Genomic DNA, 14,891 nt, shown 5'->3' on the forward strand with positions numbered 1-14,891 from the left:
CTTCACATGCGGCGGGTGACATTCGTTCTCTTGGCTCTGGTCCTGCTGGCGCAGGCGCTTGTCGGACCGGCGTGCGCGCAGGAGAACGCGGGCACGCAATCGTGGTACGAGGTCGACGCGATCAATCCCGGCCTGGGCGAGCGTCCGGACGAGATGGATCTGTCCACGCCGCAATCCTCGGTCGAGAGTTTTCTGGCGGCCGGCGGTGCCGATGACTGGGATACTGCGGCCCACATTCTCGACCTCGCGCTTATTCCCGAGGACGAGCAGGCCGAGGTCGGTCCGCAGCGCGCCGAACAACTCTTCACGGTAATCGACCGGAAGATCGTCGTGAACTGGTTCCAGCTTCTCGACCGGCCCGACGCGCTCGACGCGCGCGCTGCCAGCGAAAGCGCGATGGCCGGAGAGCCACGGCGCTCTCTGCTTCTCGCCCTAGTGGAAATGGACGGGCGACCGGTCAGCCTGCGCCTCAACCGTTTGCACGTGGAGGGCGCCGAGCCGGTCTGGCTGTTCTCGCGGCAAAGCGTCGAGAACCTGCCGGCGCTCTACGCCCTCTATGGCCCCTCGCGGCTCGAACTCGCGCTGCCCGAGGCGCTGCGCCAGCCGGCCTTCTGGAATTTGCGCTGGTGGGAAGTCATCGCGCTGCCGCTCGTGATCAGCGCGGCGCTCGGCCTCGCGCGGCTGACCTACAAGCTCATGTCGCGCGGCCTCGGCCGGGATCGTCGCGACTCCGGCGCGGCAAGCCTGCTCGTCGCGTTGCGCCCCCCGGTGATCCTGACGGTCATCGCCTTCACCCTCGCCTTCTGCACGCAGCACCTCTTTGTCTTCTCGGGGCGGATCGATACTTTGCTGTCTCCTCTCGTGGCGATCTGCTTTGTCGCCGCGACGATCTGGGCGATCATCAACGTGGCTGACGCCATCATCGACCGGCTGGTCAGCTTCGACGGCGACGCTCTGACGCCCACCGGATCCGGGCAGGAGAAAAAGCGCGAGTTCGCCACCAAGGTCGCCGCCATCCGCCGCGCGATGATCGTGGTCGTGACGATTGCCGGCGTCGGCGTGATCCTGCGTGAGGCGAACCTGATGCAGACGCTGGGCTTTTCGCTGCTGGCCTCGGCCGGGGCGTTCACGCTCGTGCTCGCCTTCGCCGCGCGCAACATCCTGACCAACGTCATGGCGAGCCTGCAGATCGCACTCAACCAATCCGCCCGGATCGGTGACAAGATCGTCTACGACGGGCACCTGTGCTCGGTGGAGCGGATCCATTTCACCTACGTCCAGTTGCGCGAGTGGACGGGCAAGCGCATCGTCGTCCCCGTCGTCGACTTCGCCGCCGAACCGTTCGAGAACTGGATGATGCGCGAGCCGTCGATGATCGGCGAAGTGCGCCTGCGGCTCGCGCATGATGCGGACGTCTCGAAGCTGCGGGAGCGCTACTTCGCCGCGCTCGACGACATCGACGACGAGAGCGAGGCCGCGATGTCGGACGATCGCGGCGTTTATGTCGCGGGGCACGACGCCTTCGGCATGGAAGTTCTGTTCATGGTGCCCTGCCCCGATCCCAATACCGCTTGGGCGCGGATCTGCGATGTGCGCGAAAGGATGCTCGCGGAGGCGGCAGACCTCGCGCAGGATTCGCGACCTGTCTTTCCGGCGATCTCGGCCGCCGACGCCGGCTGACCGCGAGGCGCGCGCTGACGCTGACGCTGACTCGGCGTCATGGAATCGTTATCCCGGTGTCACGAGACATTTGCCGTGTCACGGCATGGCGAAACTCTCAAACGAACAGAGAGGTTTTTTCGATGACCCGTGCGTTTCTTCTCGGCACCGCGATGCTGATGCTGCCCGTGGCGGCGCCTGCCCAATCGCAGGATGGCGGCACCTACGACGAAGGCCTGTCCTACGGCCCGCGTCCGTTCTTCCTGATCGGCAAGATGGCCGACAGCGAGCTCAAGTCCGAGCTGATGTCCTGCATGGGCCAGGAGCCTCAGCGGACCGCGTTTTCCATCGGCCACCGCGGCGCGCCGCTGATGTTCCCCGAGCACACGGTGGAATCGAACCGCGCGGCCGCCGGACAGGGCGCCGGAATTCTCGAATGCGACGTGACCTTCACCTCGGACGAGGAATTGGTCTGCCGCCACGCGCAGAACGATCTGCATACGACGACGAACATCCTGCTCACGGATCTCGCCGAGACCTGCACCACGCCGTTCACGCCCGCCGCTGATGGCGAGGATGCAACGGCCGAGTGCCGCACGTCGGAGCTGACTCTCGAGGAGTTCCGCACGCTCGAGCCCAAGATGGACGCCGCCAATGCGCAGGCGACCACGGTCGAGGACTATGTCGGCGGCACCGCCGATTGGCGCACCGATCTCTACGCGAACGACGCCACGCTGATGACTCACGCGGAATCGATTGCGCTGTTCGACCAGATGGGCGCGGACTTCACGCCCGAGCTGAAGGCGCCGTCGGTCGACATGCCGATGGGCGAGTTCACGCAGGAAGCCTACGCGCAGAAGATGATCGACGAGTACAAGGACGCGGACATCGATCCGTCGCGCGTCTGGCCACAAAGCTTCAACCTGTCGGACATCCAGTACTGGATCGAGAACGAGCCCGAGTTCGGCGCACAGGCCGTCTATCTCGATGATCGTTACGAAGCGTTCGACGAGGACGAGGGCGAGATCGATCCTATGGACGCATCGACCTTCATGCCGACGATGGCCGAGCTGAAAGAGATGGGCGTCAACTACATCGCGCCGCCGCTGTGGATGCTCGTCACGCTCAACGAGAACGGCGAAATGGTCCCGTCGGTCTACGCCGAAGAAGCCGCGGCCGCGGATCTCGACATCATCACCTGGACCCTCGAACGCTCCGGCCCGCTCGCCTCGGGTGGCGGCTGGTACTTTCAGTCGGTGACGGACGCGATCGACACCGACGGCGACTACTTCGAGATCCTCGACGTGCTCGCTCAGGATGTAGGCGTTGTCGGCGTGTTCTCCGACTGGCCGGCCACGGTGACCTACTATGCCAACTGCAAGGGCCTCTGAGCGCCACGCGCGTCAGATTTGACAGAACCAAGGGCGGCTCGAGCGGGCCGCCCTTTTTCAATTGCTAACGGTCTGGCAAGCGCGGCGCGACAGCGTCACGTTCTGCGGGCCGTCGCAAGCTGCGGTGCCCTGCTCCGAGAGATCAGGCGTGCTCGGCCGCGAGGCCGCGGATGCGCTCGATCATCGCGCGCAGGCCGTTCGAGCGTTGGGACGACAGGTTTTCCTCGAGGCCCAGCCGGCCGAGCTCGGCCTTGGCGTCGACGTCGAGCACCGCCGGCATCGGCAGCCCGTCGTAGAGCCGGCGCAGCAGTGCGATCAGACCGCGCACGATCACCGCGTCGCTGTCGCCCTCGAAGTGGAAATGCCCGTCCTCTATGCGCGGATGCAGCCAGACTTGGCTGGCGCAGCCGTCGACCTTCGTCGCGGGCACCTTGAGCGCATCGTCGAGCGGGTCCATGGCCTTGCCCATCTCGATGACCATGCGGTAGCGATCTTCCCAGTCGTCGAGGAACTCGAAATCCTCGACCACCTCCTCGAATGCCGGTTGCGCCATCGCGCGTCCTTCCCTGCGATCTGTTGCAGGTGAAGTATGCGTCGCCGGCCCCGGCGTCCAGCCCTGCCGGCCGGACGTCGCGCGCGGCAGTGCTTTTCAAAGAGGCCGCAATCGGATAACCGAAAGCCAAGGGCAACAGACCGCATCGGGTCGACGGAACGGGACGGGCAGGCATGAAGGCATCACTCGGGGGCATCCTGATCGGCGCGCTCGTGCTGTCGAGTTGCGGCACCGTCCGGGACTCGCGGTTCAATCCGTTCAATTGGTTCGGCGGCGCCGTGTCGCGCCCGGCCCCGGTCGCCACGGCGCCCGGCGCGAACCCCCTGATCCCGACCACGCCGACCGTGTCGATCTTCCGTCGCAACCGCGCCGAAGAAACCGTCTATCTCGGGCAACCGATCGCCGTGATCAACGAGCTCTTGGTGGAGCGGCGGCCGGGTGGCGCGATCGTGCGCACGACCGGCATCGCGAGCCAGGCAGGCCCGTTCGACGTGAGACTGACGCTGGAGGACCAGCCGGACCCTTCAGCGCTCGTCTACACGCTCAACGCGCTGCAGCGGCCGGGGCCGCGCAACACCGGGCCAGACGCGCGCAAGGTCACCGCGGCGACCTACCTTTCGGACAATGAACTGATCGGCATCTCGCGCATCGAGGTGCGCGGCGCGCAGAACATCCTGACCACGCGCCGCTGACGGCAGCCGCACGCGGCAACGGGCGTCAGATCTCGATCACCGACACTGACCGGCCCTTGGCGGAGAGCGCGATCCGGCCCTCGCACAGCTTCAGCGCATCCTCTCCGAAGACCTCACGCCGCCATCCCTTGAGCGCCGGAAGATCTCGCTCTCCGGCCGCAATCGCGTCGAGGTCCGCCGCCGGAGCGATCAGCTTCGGCGCGACGCCCGAGCTTTCGGTCTTGGCCTTCAGCAGCACGCGCAGAAGATCGGCGAGGGCGGGGTTCACCTGCAGCCGGTCGCGCGACTGGTCGGGCTGCGGCAGGTCCTCTTTCGGGCGATCGAGTCCGCGCTGGACCGCCGCGAGGATACCGTCGGCGATGTCGCCTTTGCGCGCCTCGCGCAGGAGCAGCCGCGAGCGCCCGAGATCGGCATGGGATTGCGGTTTCGTGGACGCGATCTCGGACAACGCGTCGTCCTTGAAGACGCGATTGCGGGGAATGTTGCGCTCTTGCGCGTAGGCCTCACGAAACCGCGCGAGCTCCTGCACGATCGCGAGGAAGCGCGGCGAGTTCGAGCGTGTCTTGATCCGCTGCCACGCCTCGTCGGGCTCCGTGCGGTAGGTCGCTGGATCGGTCAGGATGCCGAGCTCCTCCTCCACCCAGCGGTGGCGCCCGGTGTCGCGCAGGCGCCGGTCGAGATACTCGTAGATCTGCCGAAGATGCGTCACGTCGGCCGCGGCATAGGCCTTCTGCGCGTCCGACAGCGGGCGCCGCGACCAGTCGGTGAAGCGCGAGGACTTGTCGAGTGACGCTTTGGCGATCCGCTTCACCAGCGTCTCGTAGCCCGCCTGCTCGCCGAAGCCGCAGACCATCGCCGCCACCTGTGTGTCGAAGAGTGGCGTCGGCAGCACGCCGTGATCGACGTGGAAGATTTCCAGATCCTGCCGCGCGGCATGAAAGACCTTCACCACCGACGTGTCGCGAAAGAGCTCCAGCAGCGGCTCGAGCGACATGTCCGCGCCCTCGATCGGATCGACCAGCACGACCTCGTCGCCGGGCTCCGCTGCCGCGGCTTCGGGCAGCGCGATCTGGATCAGGCAGAGCTTGGAGTAATACGTCCGCTCGCGCAGAAACTCGGTGTCGACCGTCACGTAGGGCTGGCCTTTCGCCCGGTCACAATAGGCGGCCAAGGCGTCGGTCGTGGTGATGGTCTGCATGAATGCCTGCGGAAATTATGTGTCGTTCCGCGGCAGCTTATCGAAGGAATGCGGGGCCTGCAAAGCGACAGTCCGGCCCGACAAGCCATCACGACGAGTGATGCTGTATCAAACATACATTCGCTTCAAGAATGATGCACCAAGTCCCATATTCGCGGCATGACACAGCGACCTCGAAAGGACGAACCATGACCGCGACAGACATCTTCTCCGCCGCCGGCGCGACGCGCAGGCATCTCCACATCGACGGTGGCACGATCGCCGCGGCGGCCACCGCCGTGATCCTGCTTCTTGGCGTTCTGGCCATGGCGCTCGAGGCGCCCGTGCCGCAGGAAGGCGCCTTGGAATGGCACGGCAACGTCGCAACGCGCGGCGCGGCTCACTAGGCCCGTGCGAGATCAGAGATCGATGCGGCGTCGGTCGCCCGTGGCGACACGGGCGACCACTGCGGGATAGAGCCGGTGTTCCTGGACCAGCACGCGCGCGGCCAGCGTCTCGGGCGTTTCGTCGGTCCGGATCGGTACGCGGGCCTGCCCCAGGACCGGCCCGTCATCGAGCGCGGGCGTCACCTCGTGCACGGTGCACCCGGCCTCGCTGTCGCCCGCCGCGATGGCGCGCGCATGGGTGTCGAGACCGCGATACTTGGGCAGAAGCGAGGGATGGATGTTCAACATCCGCCCGGCCCACGCCTCAACGAAATTCTCGGTCAGAACCCGCATGAACCCGGCAAGGCAGATGAGATCGGGCGCGGCCTGAACCAGCCTGTCGTGCAGCGCCGCCTCGAAGGCCGGCCGGTCGCCACGAAAGGGCCTGTGATCGACGCAGGCGGTCGCGATCCCGCGCGCCGCCGCCTTTTCGAGCCCACCGGCGTCCGGTTTGTTGGACAGCACCAGAACGGGACGCGCCGGATGCGCGCCGGTCATGCTGTCGGCCAGCGCAAGCATGTTGGACCCGCCGCCGGAGATCAGGATGGCGACGCGCATTATGCGAGCGTGCCGGTATAGGCGACCCCCTGCCCCGCGACGACGCGCCCGAGGCGATGTGGCGTCTCTCCGGCCAAGGCCAGCGCGTCGCAAAGCGCCTCGGCCCGGTCCGGCGCCACCACGAGAACCATGCCGATCCCGCAATTGAACGTCTTGAGCATCTCGTCAGATGCGAGGCCGCCTTCCGATCGCAGCCAGTCGAACACCCCGGGCAGGCGCCAAGCGCCGAGGTCGATTTCGACGCCGAGCCCGTCGGGCAGGACGCGCGGCACGTTTTCGGTCAACCCGCCGCCGGTGATGTGCGCCGCGCCGCGAAGCCCGCCCGCCCCGCGCGCGTCGAGCACCGGGTGCACGTAGAGCCTCGTCGGTGCGAGGAGCGCCGCACCCAGCGTGCCCTCTGCCCAGGGGCACTGCGTCTCCCAGCCGAGCCCCGCACGCTCGACGATGCGCCGCACGAGGCTGTAGCCGTTGGAATGTACGCCGTCCGACGCAAGCCCGATCAGGACGTCACCCTCGGTCACGTCCGAAGGAAGGGCCGTGCCACGCTCCATCGCGCCGACCGCGAAGCCCGCCAGGTCGAAGTCGCCGGCCGCGTACATGCCCGGCATCTCGGCCGTTTCGCCGCCGATGAGCGCGGCGCCGGCGCGCGCGCAGCCCTCGGCGATCCCCTCGACCACCCGCGCGGCGCTGTCGGTGTCGAGCTTGCCCGTGGCGAAGTAGTCGAGGAAGAAGAGCGGCTCCGCCCCCTGGCAGACGAGATCGTTCACGCACATCGCGACGAGGTCGATCCCCACGCCGTCGAGATACCCGGTGTCGATGGCGATGCGGAGCTTGGTGCCGACACCGTCCGTCGCCGCGACCAGAACCGGGTCGTCGTACCCCGCGGCCTTGAGATCGAACAGAGCGCCGAAGCCGCCGAGCCCGGCCATCGTCCCAGGACGGTCCGTGCGCTTCGCCGCCGGCTTGATCCGCTCGACCAGCGCGTTTCCGGCGTCGATGTCGACGCCCGCCTCGGCATAGGTGATCCCGGTCTTTTCGGTCATGGCCCGCCCCTTGCTGCCCGCGCTTGGCGCCTAGCGCAGCCACGCGCGGCTGTCCATGCCGGAGCGTCACGCCCCGCGATCCCCGGCGCGCGGCGCTTGACGTCCCTCCCTGCGGCTGCAACATCGCGGACACGGCGGGCCTGTAGCTCAATTGGTTAGAGCAGAGCGCTCATAACGCTTTGGTTGGGGGTTCGAGTCCCTCCGGGCCTACCACCACACGTCCGGATCGCGCCGAACGTCGGTTGTCAGTCGGCGGACACTGTCATCTGTACGGCGGACAATCCCTCGATCGTTCCGGTCAGCACGTCACCGGGGCCGACCGCGGCCACGCCCGCGGGTGTGCCTGTCATGACCAGATCACCGGGGGCCAGAGTGTAAAGCTCCGACAGGAAGGCCAGAAGCGCCCCGACCGGACGCACCATCTCGTCGAGCCGGGCGTCCTGCCGGATTTCGCCGTTGACGTCGAGGGAGATGCGCTGCGGTCCAGGCGCGCCGAACGCTTCTGCCCGGGTCAGCGGACCGATCACCGCCGATCCCTCCGCGTCCTTTGCGGCGTCCCACGGCAGGCTCTTTGCCTTGGCCCGCGCCTGCAGATCCCGCCGGGTCATGTCGAGACCCACGGCATAACCGAAGACCGCCTCCATCGCCGTGTCCGCTGTCGCCGCGGTCAGTTCGGAGCCAAGCGCGACCACGAGTTCGACCTCGTGGTGATACTCGGCCGTTCCGGGCGGATAGGGCTGCATCACGCCGGACTGCGCCAGATGGTGGCAGGACTTCGTGAAGAAGAACGGCGTATCCTCGACCGCGTTTCCCATCTCCTCGGCATGCGCGGCGTAATTCCGGCCGATGCAGAAGATGCGCGCGACCGGATAGAGCGCGACCGCGTCGGCGACGGCGAGCGCGGGCTGCGGCCGGGCGGCAAAGAGCGTTTCCATGAGCAGGTCTCCAGGCACGGAGCGATGCGCGAGTGTGCCCCGCCCCTTCGCGAAAGGCAAAGGGCCCGGCCCCGCGATGGCGCGGAACCGGGCCCCGAGACCGTCGCGCGGTGCAGCGGGTCAGCTGGCCGCGGCGACCGCGCGCTTTGTCATCACGCCGACGAGGTGGGCGCGGTACGCGCCGGTCCCGTGCAGGTCCGAGATCATGTCCGAGGCATCGGGCGCGGTCAGCCCGGACACCGCATCCGCGGCGAAGTTTGATCCGAGCGCCTGTTCCGCCTCGCTCCAGCGGAACACGCCGTCATTCGATGCGCCGGTCACGCCGACGCCCACCTTGTCGGCGAACTTGGCGACGAAGACCCCGACCAGAGGAAAGCGCGAGGCGATCTGCTCGAACTTCATGTAGGCGGACTTCTCCGGGATCGGGAACCGGATCTCGGTGACGATCTCGCCCTCTTCGAGCGCCGTCATGAACATCCCCTGGAAGTAGTCGTCGGCCGCGATCTCGCGCTTGTCGGTGACGATGGTCGCGCCACAGGCCAGCGCCGCGGAGGGATAGCAGGCCGAGGGATCGTTGTTGGCGATCGAGCCGCCGATCGTGCCGCGGTTGCGGACCGCCGGGTCGCCGATGCGCGCGGCGAGGCCGGCGAGGCCGGGAAAGTGCTCGGCCGTCTCGCGCGCGATCGTGCCGTGCGTGGTCCCGCCACCGATGACGAGCGTGTCGCCATCTCGGCGCACGTACTTCATCTCTTCGATGCCCGACAGCGCCACCAGCTTCGACGGGCTGGCGAGGCGCTGCTTCAGCGTCGGGATCAGGGTCTGGCCGCCGGCGATCGGCTGCGCCTCGTCCGCGCCGAGCGCGGCAACCGCGTCGGCCACCGATTTCGGACGTTCGATGTCGAAGGAATACATTTGGCGTCTCTCCTCATGTCGGCCGGGACGGCGCACGCGGCGCCCGTCTCCGGGCCGGAACTGTCGTGGCCGGCCGGCGGGATGTCCGCCGGCCCGGCCCGTGATCTCAGCCGTTCATGGCGGCCCAGACTCGCCCGGGCGTCAGCGGCATGTCGATGTGGGTGACATGTTTGTGCCCGCCCGACTGGACCGCGTCGACCACCGCGTTCACGACCGTCGGAGTCGAGCCGATCGCGCCGGCCTCGCCGCAGCCCTTCACCCCGAGAGGGTTGTGCGTGCACGGTGTCCCGTTGGTGTGGTCGACCTTGAAGAACGGCACGTCGTCCGCCCGCGGCATCGCGTAGTCCATGTAGGACGCCGACAGGAGCTGACCGGTCTCGGGATCGTAGGTCGAGTTCTCGAGCAGCGCCTGTCCGATCCCCTGCGCGAGACCGCCATGCACCTGGCCGTCGACGATCATCGGGTTCATCACGTTGCCGAAATCGTCCGCGGTGGTGAAGCGGTCGATCCGTACCTTGCCGGTCTCGGGGTCGACCTCGACCTCGCAGGCATAGGCACCGGCAGGATAGGTGAAGTTCGCCGGATCGTAGAACGCCGTCTCCTCGAGCCCGGGCTCGATGTCCTCGAGCGGGTAATTGTGCGGCACGTAGGCCGCGAGGCAGACATCGCCCCAGGCCACCGACTTGTCGGTGCCCGCCACCGAGAAGGAGCCGTCCTTGAGCTCGATATCGCCCTCGGCGGCCTCCATTAGGTGGGCGGCGATCTTCTTCATCTTGTTGATGATCTTCTCGGTCGCCCGAACCATCGCCGAGCCGCCGACCGCGATCGAGCGCGAGCCGTAGGTGCCCATGCCCATCGGTGTGTTCGCGGTGTCGCCATGCTCGATCTCGACCATGTGCTCCTCGAGGCCGGTCATCTCCGAGATGACCTGCGGGAAGACCGTCTCGTGGCCCTGGCCGTGGCTGTGCGAGCCGGTCATTACCACAAGGCCACCGGTGGCGTTCACCCGCACCGTCGCGCTTTCGTAGAGGCCGGCGCGCGCGCCGAGCTGGCCGACGAGGTTCGACGGCGCGATGCCGCAGGCCTCGATGAAGCAGTTGATGCCGAGCCCGCGCAGCATGCCCTTCTTCTCGCTCTCGGCCCGGCGGGCGGCAAAGCCGCCGAAGTCCGCGGCCGCCTCGAGCTTGTCCATGAGGCGATGGAAGTCACCCGAGTCGTACTCGACAGCCACCGGCGTCTGGTAGGGGAACTCGGTGACGAAGTTCTTGCGCCGGATCTCGATCGGGTCGACGCCGAGCTCGCGCGCCGCCTTGTCGATCACGCGCTCGAGCTGGTAGGTCGCCTCCGGCCGCCCGGCGCCGCGATAGGCATCCACCGGCACGGTATTGGTGAAGACCGCGCGCACGTTGCAGTAGACGAGCGGCGTCGTGTAGTTGCCGGCCATCAGCGTGCCGTGCAGCCATGTCGGGACCGACGGCGCGAAGGTCGACAGGTAGGCGCCCATGTTCGCCAGCGTCGACGTGCGCACCGCGGTGAACTTGTGATCGGCGTCGAGCGCCAGTTCGATCGTGGTGACGTGGTCGCGGCCATGCGCATCCGACATGAAGGCTTCGGACCGGGTCGAGGTCCATTTCACGGGACGCTTCAGCGCCTTGGCCGCGAAGGTGCAGAGCGCCTCCTCGGCGTAGTGGTAGATCTTCGAGCCGAACCCGCCGCCGACATCGGGTGCTACGACGCGCAGCTTGTGCTCTGGGATGCCGAGGACGAAGGCCCCCATCAGAAGCCGGATCACGTGCGGATTCTGCGACGTGGTGTAGAGAGTCGAGTCGCCCGAGGCCGCGTTGAAATCGCCGATCGCGACACGCGGCTCCATGGGGTTCGGCACGACACGGTTGTTCACCAGTTCGAGCGTGGTGACGTGGGCGGCGTTCTTGATCGCCTCGTCCACGGCCTCCTTGTTTTCCTCGACGAAGCCCCAGTCGTAGCAGAGGTTGTCGCCCAGATCGTCATGGACCAGCGTCGCGCCGTCCTCGAGCGCCTTGGCCATGTTGACGACCGCCGGCAACTCGTCGATGTCGAGCTCGATCGCCTCGGCCGCGTCGCGGGCCTGCTCCAGCGTCTCGGCCACGACCGCGCAGATCGGGTCGCCCACGTGGCGCACCTTGCCGTGCGCGAGAACCGGGTGCTTGGGCTCCTTCATCGGCTGCCCGAACCGGTCCGTCACCTGCCAGCCGCAGGGAATGCCGCCGACCGCCTCGAAATCCTTGCCGGTGAAGATGTGCAGCACGCCCGGCATCGCCTCTGCCGCCGCGGTGTCGATCCCGTTAATCGTGCCATGCGCCACGTCCGAGCGCAGAAAGTGCACGTAGGCCTGACCGTAGACGTTGATGTCGTCGGTGTAGTTGCCGGTGCCCGTCAGAAAGCGCACGTCCTCCCGGCGCTTCGTGCTGGCTCCGATGCCATGATCCTTCGGCATTTGGCTTGTCCTCCCAAGGGTGGCGGGCCCTGCCCGCATGTGTCGGCGTTGATCGGGCGGCGCGCCGCCCTGCCCGGCCCGTCACGCGGGCCCGGCCCTCAGCGGATCATTCGGCGGCGATCTTGCCGGCGTCCTGTCCCGACGCGGCCATGATGGCCTTGATGATGTTGTGATAGCCGGTGCAGCGGCAGATGTTGCCCTGCAGGTAATGCCGGATCTCGGCCTCGGTCGGCGTCGGGTTGTCCTTCAGGAGCGCCGCGGCCGCCATCACCATGCCCGGCGTGCAGAAGCCGCACTGCAGGCCGTGATGATCCTGGAACGCCTGCTGGATCACGTTGAGCGAGCCATCGGCATTCGCCATGCCCTCGATCGTCGCCACCTCGGCGCCGTCCGCCTCGGCCGCGAACATGGTGCAGGCCTTCACGAGTTCGCCGTTCACATGCACGCAGCAGGCGCCGCACTGGCTGGTGTCGCAGCCCACGTGCGTGCCCGTCAGCCGCAGCTGCTCGCGCAGGAACTCGACCAGCAGCTCGTTGCCGCGCACCGGACGGCTGACGGACTTGCCGTTCACCGTCATCGTCACTTCAGTCATGGAATCCTCCCGTTGGATAGCGTGTTATGGCTGTCTTGGCCGCGAGCGTGCCCCGGCGCGACCGGGGTCTGTCAAGCGGCCAGGATGTCACGTCGAGATCATGCGCTTGAACCAGCCTTTCTTGGCCGCGTCCGGCGTCGCCTCGGCCTCGGGCGCCTCGGCCTCGTCGGCCGGGCCCTCGATGGCCTCCTGAAGCCGCGTGAAGAACTGGTCCGCCATCTTCTTGGCGAAGCCGTCGATGATGCGGCTTCCGAGCTGGGCGAGCTTGCCGCCGACCTTCGCCTCGACATCGTAGGTCAGCCGCGTCACGCCCGGTCCCGCCTCCTCGAGCGCGACCGCCGCCTCGCCCTTGGCGAATCCCGCGGCACCGCCCTTGCCCTCGCCCGACAGGGTCAGGCGGTCGGGCTTGTGCATGTCGGACACGGAAACATGGCCCTTGAAGGTCGCCTTCACCGGGCCGACCTTCTGCACCACCGTCGCCTCGTAGCCCTCTTCGGGGGTACCGGTCAGCTCCTGGCAGCCCGGGACGCAGGCCTTGAGGACCTCCGGGCTCAGGATCGCCGCCCACACCGTCTCGCGATCGGCCTGGATCTCGCGGGAGTCGCTCATCTGCATGGGGTCTGTCCTCTCGGTTCTGGTCCGAACGTTATGGGCTCGGACGGGGGTCGGAAATAAGACCATTCTCCTAGAGGTGCGCGCCATGTTCCAGCCCCGCCGGACGCGGGCCGCGACCTTGGTGGGCGTTTGCGACGCCCATGCGGCCCGTCTAGTCTCGACGCCGGACGCGGCGGGGAGCAGAGGAGCCGGCCCGATGACGAGGAACGACGAGGGGCTGAGCGTGCACGCGGTGAGCTACCGCTACGGCGCGAAGACCGCGCTCGACGAGGTGTCCTTCGACGTGGCGCCGGGCCGCTTCGCGGCGCTTCTGGGCCCGAACGGCGCCGGCAAGTCGACGCTCTTTGCGCTGCTCACCCGGCTCTTCACCACGCCGACGGGCCGCATCCGCATCGCCGGGCACGACATCGCGCGCGCCCCGCGCGCCGCGCTCGCGCGAATGGGCGTGGTGTTCCAGTCGCCCACGCTCGACCTCGACCTGACGATCCGCCAGAATCTGCGCTACTTCGCGGCGCTGCACGGCCTCTCGGGACGCGACGCCGAACGCCGGATCGACGCGGCGCTCGCCCGGCTCGACATCGCCGAACGCGCCGGCGAGCGGACGCGCGACCTCAACGGAGGACACCGCCGGCGCACCGAAATCGCGCGCGCGCTCGTGCATGCGCCGGCGGTCCTGCTGCTCGACGAGCCGACCGTCGGGCTCGACGCTGCCGCCCGCGCGTCCATCACCGACCATGCCCACCGGCTCTGCGCCGAGGACGGGCTGACCGTCCTTTGGGCCACGCACCTCACGGACGAGGTGCGCGACGACGATCGGCTGGTGATCCTGCACCGCGGTCAGATCCGCGCGGACGGCGAAGCCGGCGCGCTGCGCGGCCCCAGTGGCCTCACCGACTATTTCCTTGCCGAGACCGGCGTTGACCCCGCGGTCCCCCCGGGACCGGCGGCATGAGCCCCTACATCACCGCGCTCCGGGCCATCGTCCTGCGCGAGGCGCTGCGCTTCGTTCACCAGCGCGAGCGCTTCCTCGCCGCGCTCGTGCGCCCCCTGGTCTGGCTGCTGGTGTTCGCGGCGGGTTTCCGCGCCGCGCTCGGCCTGTCGATACAGCCGCCCTACCAGACCTATATCAGCTACGAGACCTACATCGTGCCGGGGCTCTGCGGCATGGTCCTGCTGTTCAACGCGATGCAATCCTCGCTCAGCCTCGTCTACGACCGCGAGACTGGCGCGATGCGGCTCCTGCTGACGGCGCCGCTGCCGCGGGCCTGGCTGCTCTTCTGCAAGCTGCTCGGCGCCACCGCGATCGGGATCCTGCAGGTCTACGCCTTCCTGGCGATCGCCGCGCTCTTCGGTGTCGACACGACCCCGTCAGGCTACGTGGCGGTCCTGCCGGCCCTCGCGCTGGCAGGACTCATGCTCGGCGCGCTGGGACTCGCGCTCTCTTCGCTCGTGCGCCAGCTGGAGAATTTCGCCGGCGTGATGAACTTCGTCATCTTTCCGATGTTCTTCTTGTCCTCCGCGCTCTATCCGCTGTGGAAGATGGCCGAAAGCTCGGCGCTCTTGCGCAACATCTGCGCGGCCAATCCCTTCACCCACGCCGTCGAGCTGATCCGCTTCGCGCTCTACGCGCAGTGGAACGGCATGGCGTTTCTGTGGGTGCTTCTCGCGCTCGGCGCCTTCATGGCGCTGGCGCTCTGGGGTTACGATCCGGCCCGCGGGCTCGTGCGCAGTAAGGGCTGACTCTCGAACGTCCGTGCGGGACGTCGGCGCCGGACGCCTCCGGCGGGAGTATTTTCGCCAAGAAGAAGGACTGCGCGCTCCGCCCTTCTTCTTGGATCAAAT

Annotated in this window: 15 protein-coding genes and 1 tRNA gene; 7 read left to right on the forward strand and 9 right to left on the reverse strand. The window is 67.7% G+C overall.

Going from position 1 to position 14,891, the window contains the following annotated elements; genetic code table 11:
* Positions 1-6: 6 nt before the first annotated feature.
* Both ROJ8625_RS09450 and ROJ8625_RS09455 read left to right on the forward strand, forming a co-directional pair.
* On the forward strand, positions 7-1,680 hold the full coding sequence (locus ROJ8625_RS09450; RefSeq protein WP_085791638.1) for a mechanosensitive ion channel family protein: 1,674 nt from the start codon (positions 7-9) through the stop codon (positions 1,678-1,680).
* A 122-nt stretch (positions 1,681-1,802) separates the two neighbouring features.
* Positions 1,803-3,050: a glycerophosphodiester phosphodiesterase family protein gene (locus tag ROJ8625_RS09455; protein ID WP_085791639.1), complete on the forward strand. Its 1,248-nt coding sequence runs from the start codon at positions 1,803-1,805 to the stop codon at positions 3,048-3,050.
* Positions 3,051-3,192: 142 nt separating this feature from the next.
* On the opposite strand, the gene ROJ8625_RS09460 is transcribed toward ROJ8625_RS09455, so the two are convergent.
* Positions 3,193-3,603: a SufE family protein gene (locus ROJ8625_RS09460; protein ID WP_085791640.1), complete on the reverse strand. Its 411-nt coding sequence runs from the start codon at positions 3,601-3,603 to the stop codon at positions 3,193-3,195.
* Positions 3,604-3,776: 173 nt separating this feature from the next.
* Here ROJ8625_RS09460 and ROJ8625_RS09465 point away from each other — a divergent pair, with 173 nt between their 5' ends.
* Entirely contained in the window at positions 3,777-4,295 is a 519-nt protein-coding gene (locus tag ROJ8625_RS09465; RefSeq protein WP_085791641.1) for a hypothetical protein, read from the forward strand.
* Positions 4,296-4,320: 25 nt separating this feature from the next.
* Here ROJ8625_RS09465 and rnd read toward each other — a convergent pair whose 3' ends face one another.
* Complete coding sequence (gene rnd / locus ROJ8625_RS09470; RefSeq protein WP_085791642.1) at positions 4,321-5,493, reverse strand: ribonuclease D; 1,173 nt, start codon at positions 5,491-5,493, stop codon at positions 4,321-4,323.
* A 188-nt stretch (positions 5,494-5,681) separates the two neighbouring features.
* Here rnd and ROJ8625_RS09475 point away from each other — a divergent pair, with 188 nt between their 5' ends.
* Positions 5,682-5,879 (forward strand): hypothetical protein, encoded by a 198-nt coding sequence (locus ROJ8625_RS09475; protein WP_085791643.1) that lies wholly within the window; start codon positions 5,682-5,684, stop codon positions 5,877-5,879.
* Between the two features lie 12 nt (positions 5,880-5,891).
* On the opposite strand, the gene purN is transcribed toward ROJ8625_RS09475, so the two are convergent.
* Positions 5,892-6,479, reverse strand: coding sequence for a phosphoribosylglycinamide formyltransferase (gene purN, locus ROJ8625_RS09480; protein ID WP_085791904.1), 588 nt, complete (start codon positions 6,477-6,479; stop codon positions 5,892-5,894).
* A complete protein-coding gene (purM, locus tag ROJ8625_RS09485) occupies positions 6,476-7,519 on the reverse strand; it encodes a phosphoribosylformylglycinamidine cyclo-ligase (protein ID WP_085791644.1) in 1,044 nt (347 codons plus the stop codon). Before purM ends, purN begins: the two co-directional genes overlap by 4 nt.
* Before the next feature lie 136 nt (positions 7,520-7,655).
* Between purM and ROJ8625_RS09490 the strand changes: the two genes are divergently transcribed.
* A tRNA-Ile gene (locus ROJ8625_RS09490) sits at positions 7,656-7,732 on the forward strand.
* A 32-nt stretch (positions 7,733-7,764) separates the two neighbouring features.
* On the opposite strand, the gene ROJ8625_RS09495 is transcribed toward ROJ8625_RS09490, so the two are convergent.
* The 5 genes from ROJ8625_RS09495 to ROJ8625_RS09515 all read right to left on the reverse strand — a co-directional run bounded on the left by ROJ8625_RS09495 (position 7,765) and on the right by ROJ8625_RS09515 (position 13,049).
* Entirely contained in the window at positions 7,765-8,454 is a 690-nt protein-coding gene (locus ROJ8625_RS09495; RefSeq protein WP_085791645.1) for a fumarylacetoacetate hydrolase family protein, read from the reverse strand.
* A gap of 120 nt (positions 8,455-8,574) precedes the next feature.
* Complete coding sequence (locus ROJ8625_RS09500) at positions 8,575-9,366, reverse strand: FAD binding domain-containing protein (RefSeq protein WP_085791646.1); 792 nt, start codon at positions 9,364-9,366, stop codon at positions 8,575-8,577.
* A 106-nt stretch (positions 9,367-9,472) separates the two neighbouring features.
* Entirely contained in the window at positions 9,473-11,842 is a 2,370-nt protein-coding gene (locus tag ROJ8625_RS09505; RefSeq protein WP_085791647.1) for a xanthine dehydrogenase family protein molybdopterin-binding subunit, read from the reverse strand.
* 106 nt (positions 11,843-11,948) lie between these two features.
* Positions 11,949-12,434: a (2Fe-2S)-binding protein gene (locus ROJ8625_RS09510; protein WP_085791648.1), complete on the reverse strand. Its 486-nt coding sequence runs from the start codon at positions 12,432-12,434 to the stop codon at positions 11,949-11,951.
* Between the two features lie 87 nt (positions 12,435-12,521).
* Entirely contained in the window at positions 12,522-13,049 is a 528-nt protein-coding gene (locus ROJ8625_RS09515; protein ID WP_085791649.1) for an SRPBCC family protein, read from the reverse strand.
* Between the two features lie 196 nt (positions 13,050-13,245).
* Between ROJ8625_RS09515 and ROJ8625_RS09520 the strand changes: the two genes are divergently transcribed.
* A complete protein-coding gene (locus ROJ8625_RS09520) occupies positions 13,246-14,001 on the forward strand; it encodes a lanthanide ABC transporter ATP-binding protein PedB/LutE (RefSeq protein ID WP_085791650.1) in 756 nt (251 codons plus the stop codon).
* A complete protein-coding gene (locus ROJ8625_RS09525) occupies positions 13,998-14,789 on the forward strand; it encodes a lanthanide ABC transporter permease protein PedC (protein WP_085791651.1) in 792 nt (263 codons plus the stop codon). The genes ROJ8625_RS09520 and ROJ8625_RS09525 overlap by 4 nt, the downstream gene beginning before the upstream one ends.
* The last annotated feature ends 102 nt before the right edge of the window (positions 14,790-14,891 follow it).

The organism is Roseivivax jejudonensis (assembly GCF_900172265.1).
Classification (GTDB): Bacteria; Pseudomonadota; Alphaproteobacteria; order Rhodobacterales; family Rhodobacteraceae; genus Roseivivax; species Roseivivax jejudonensis.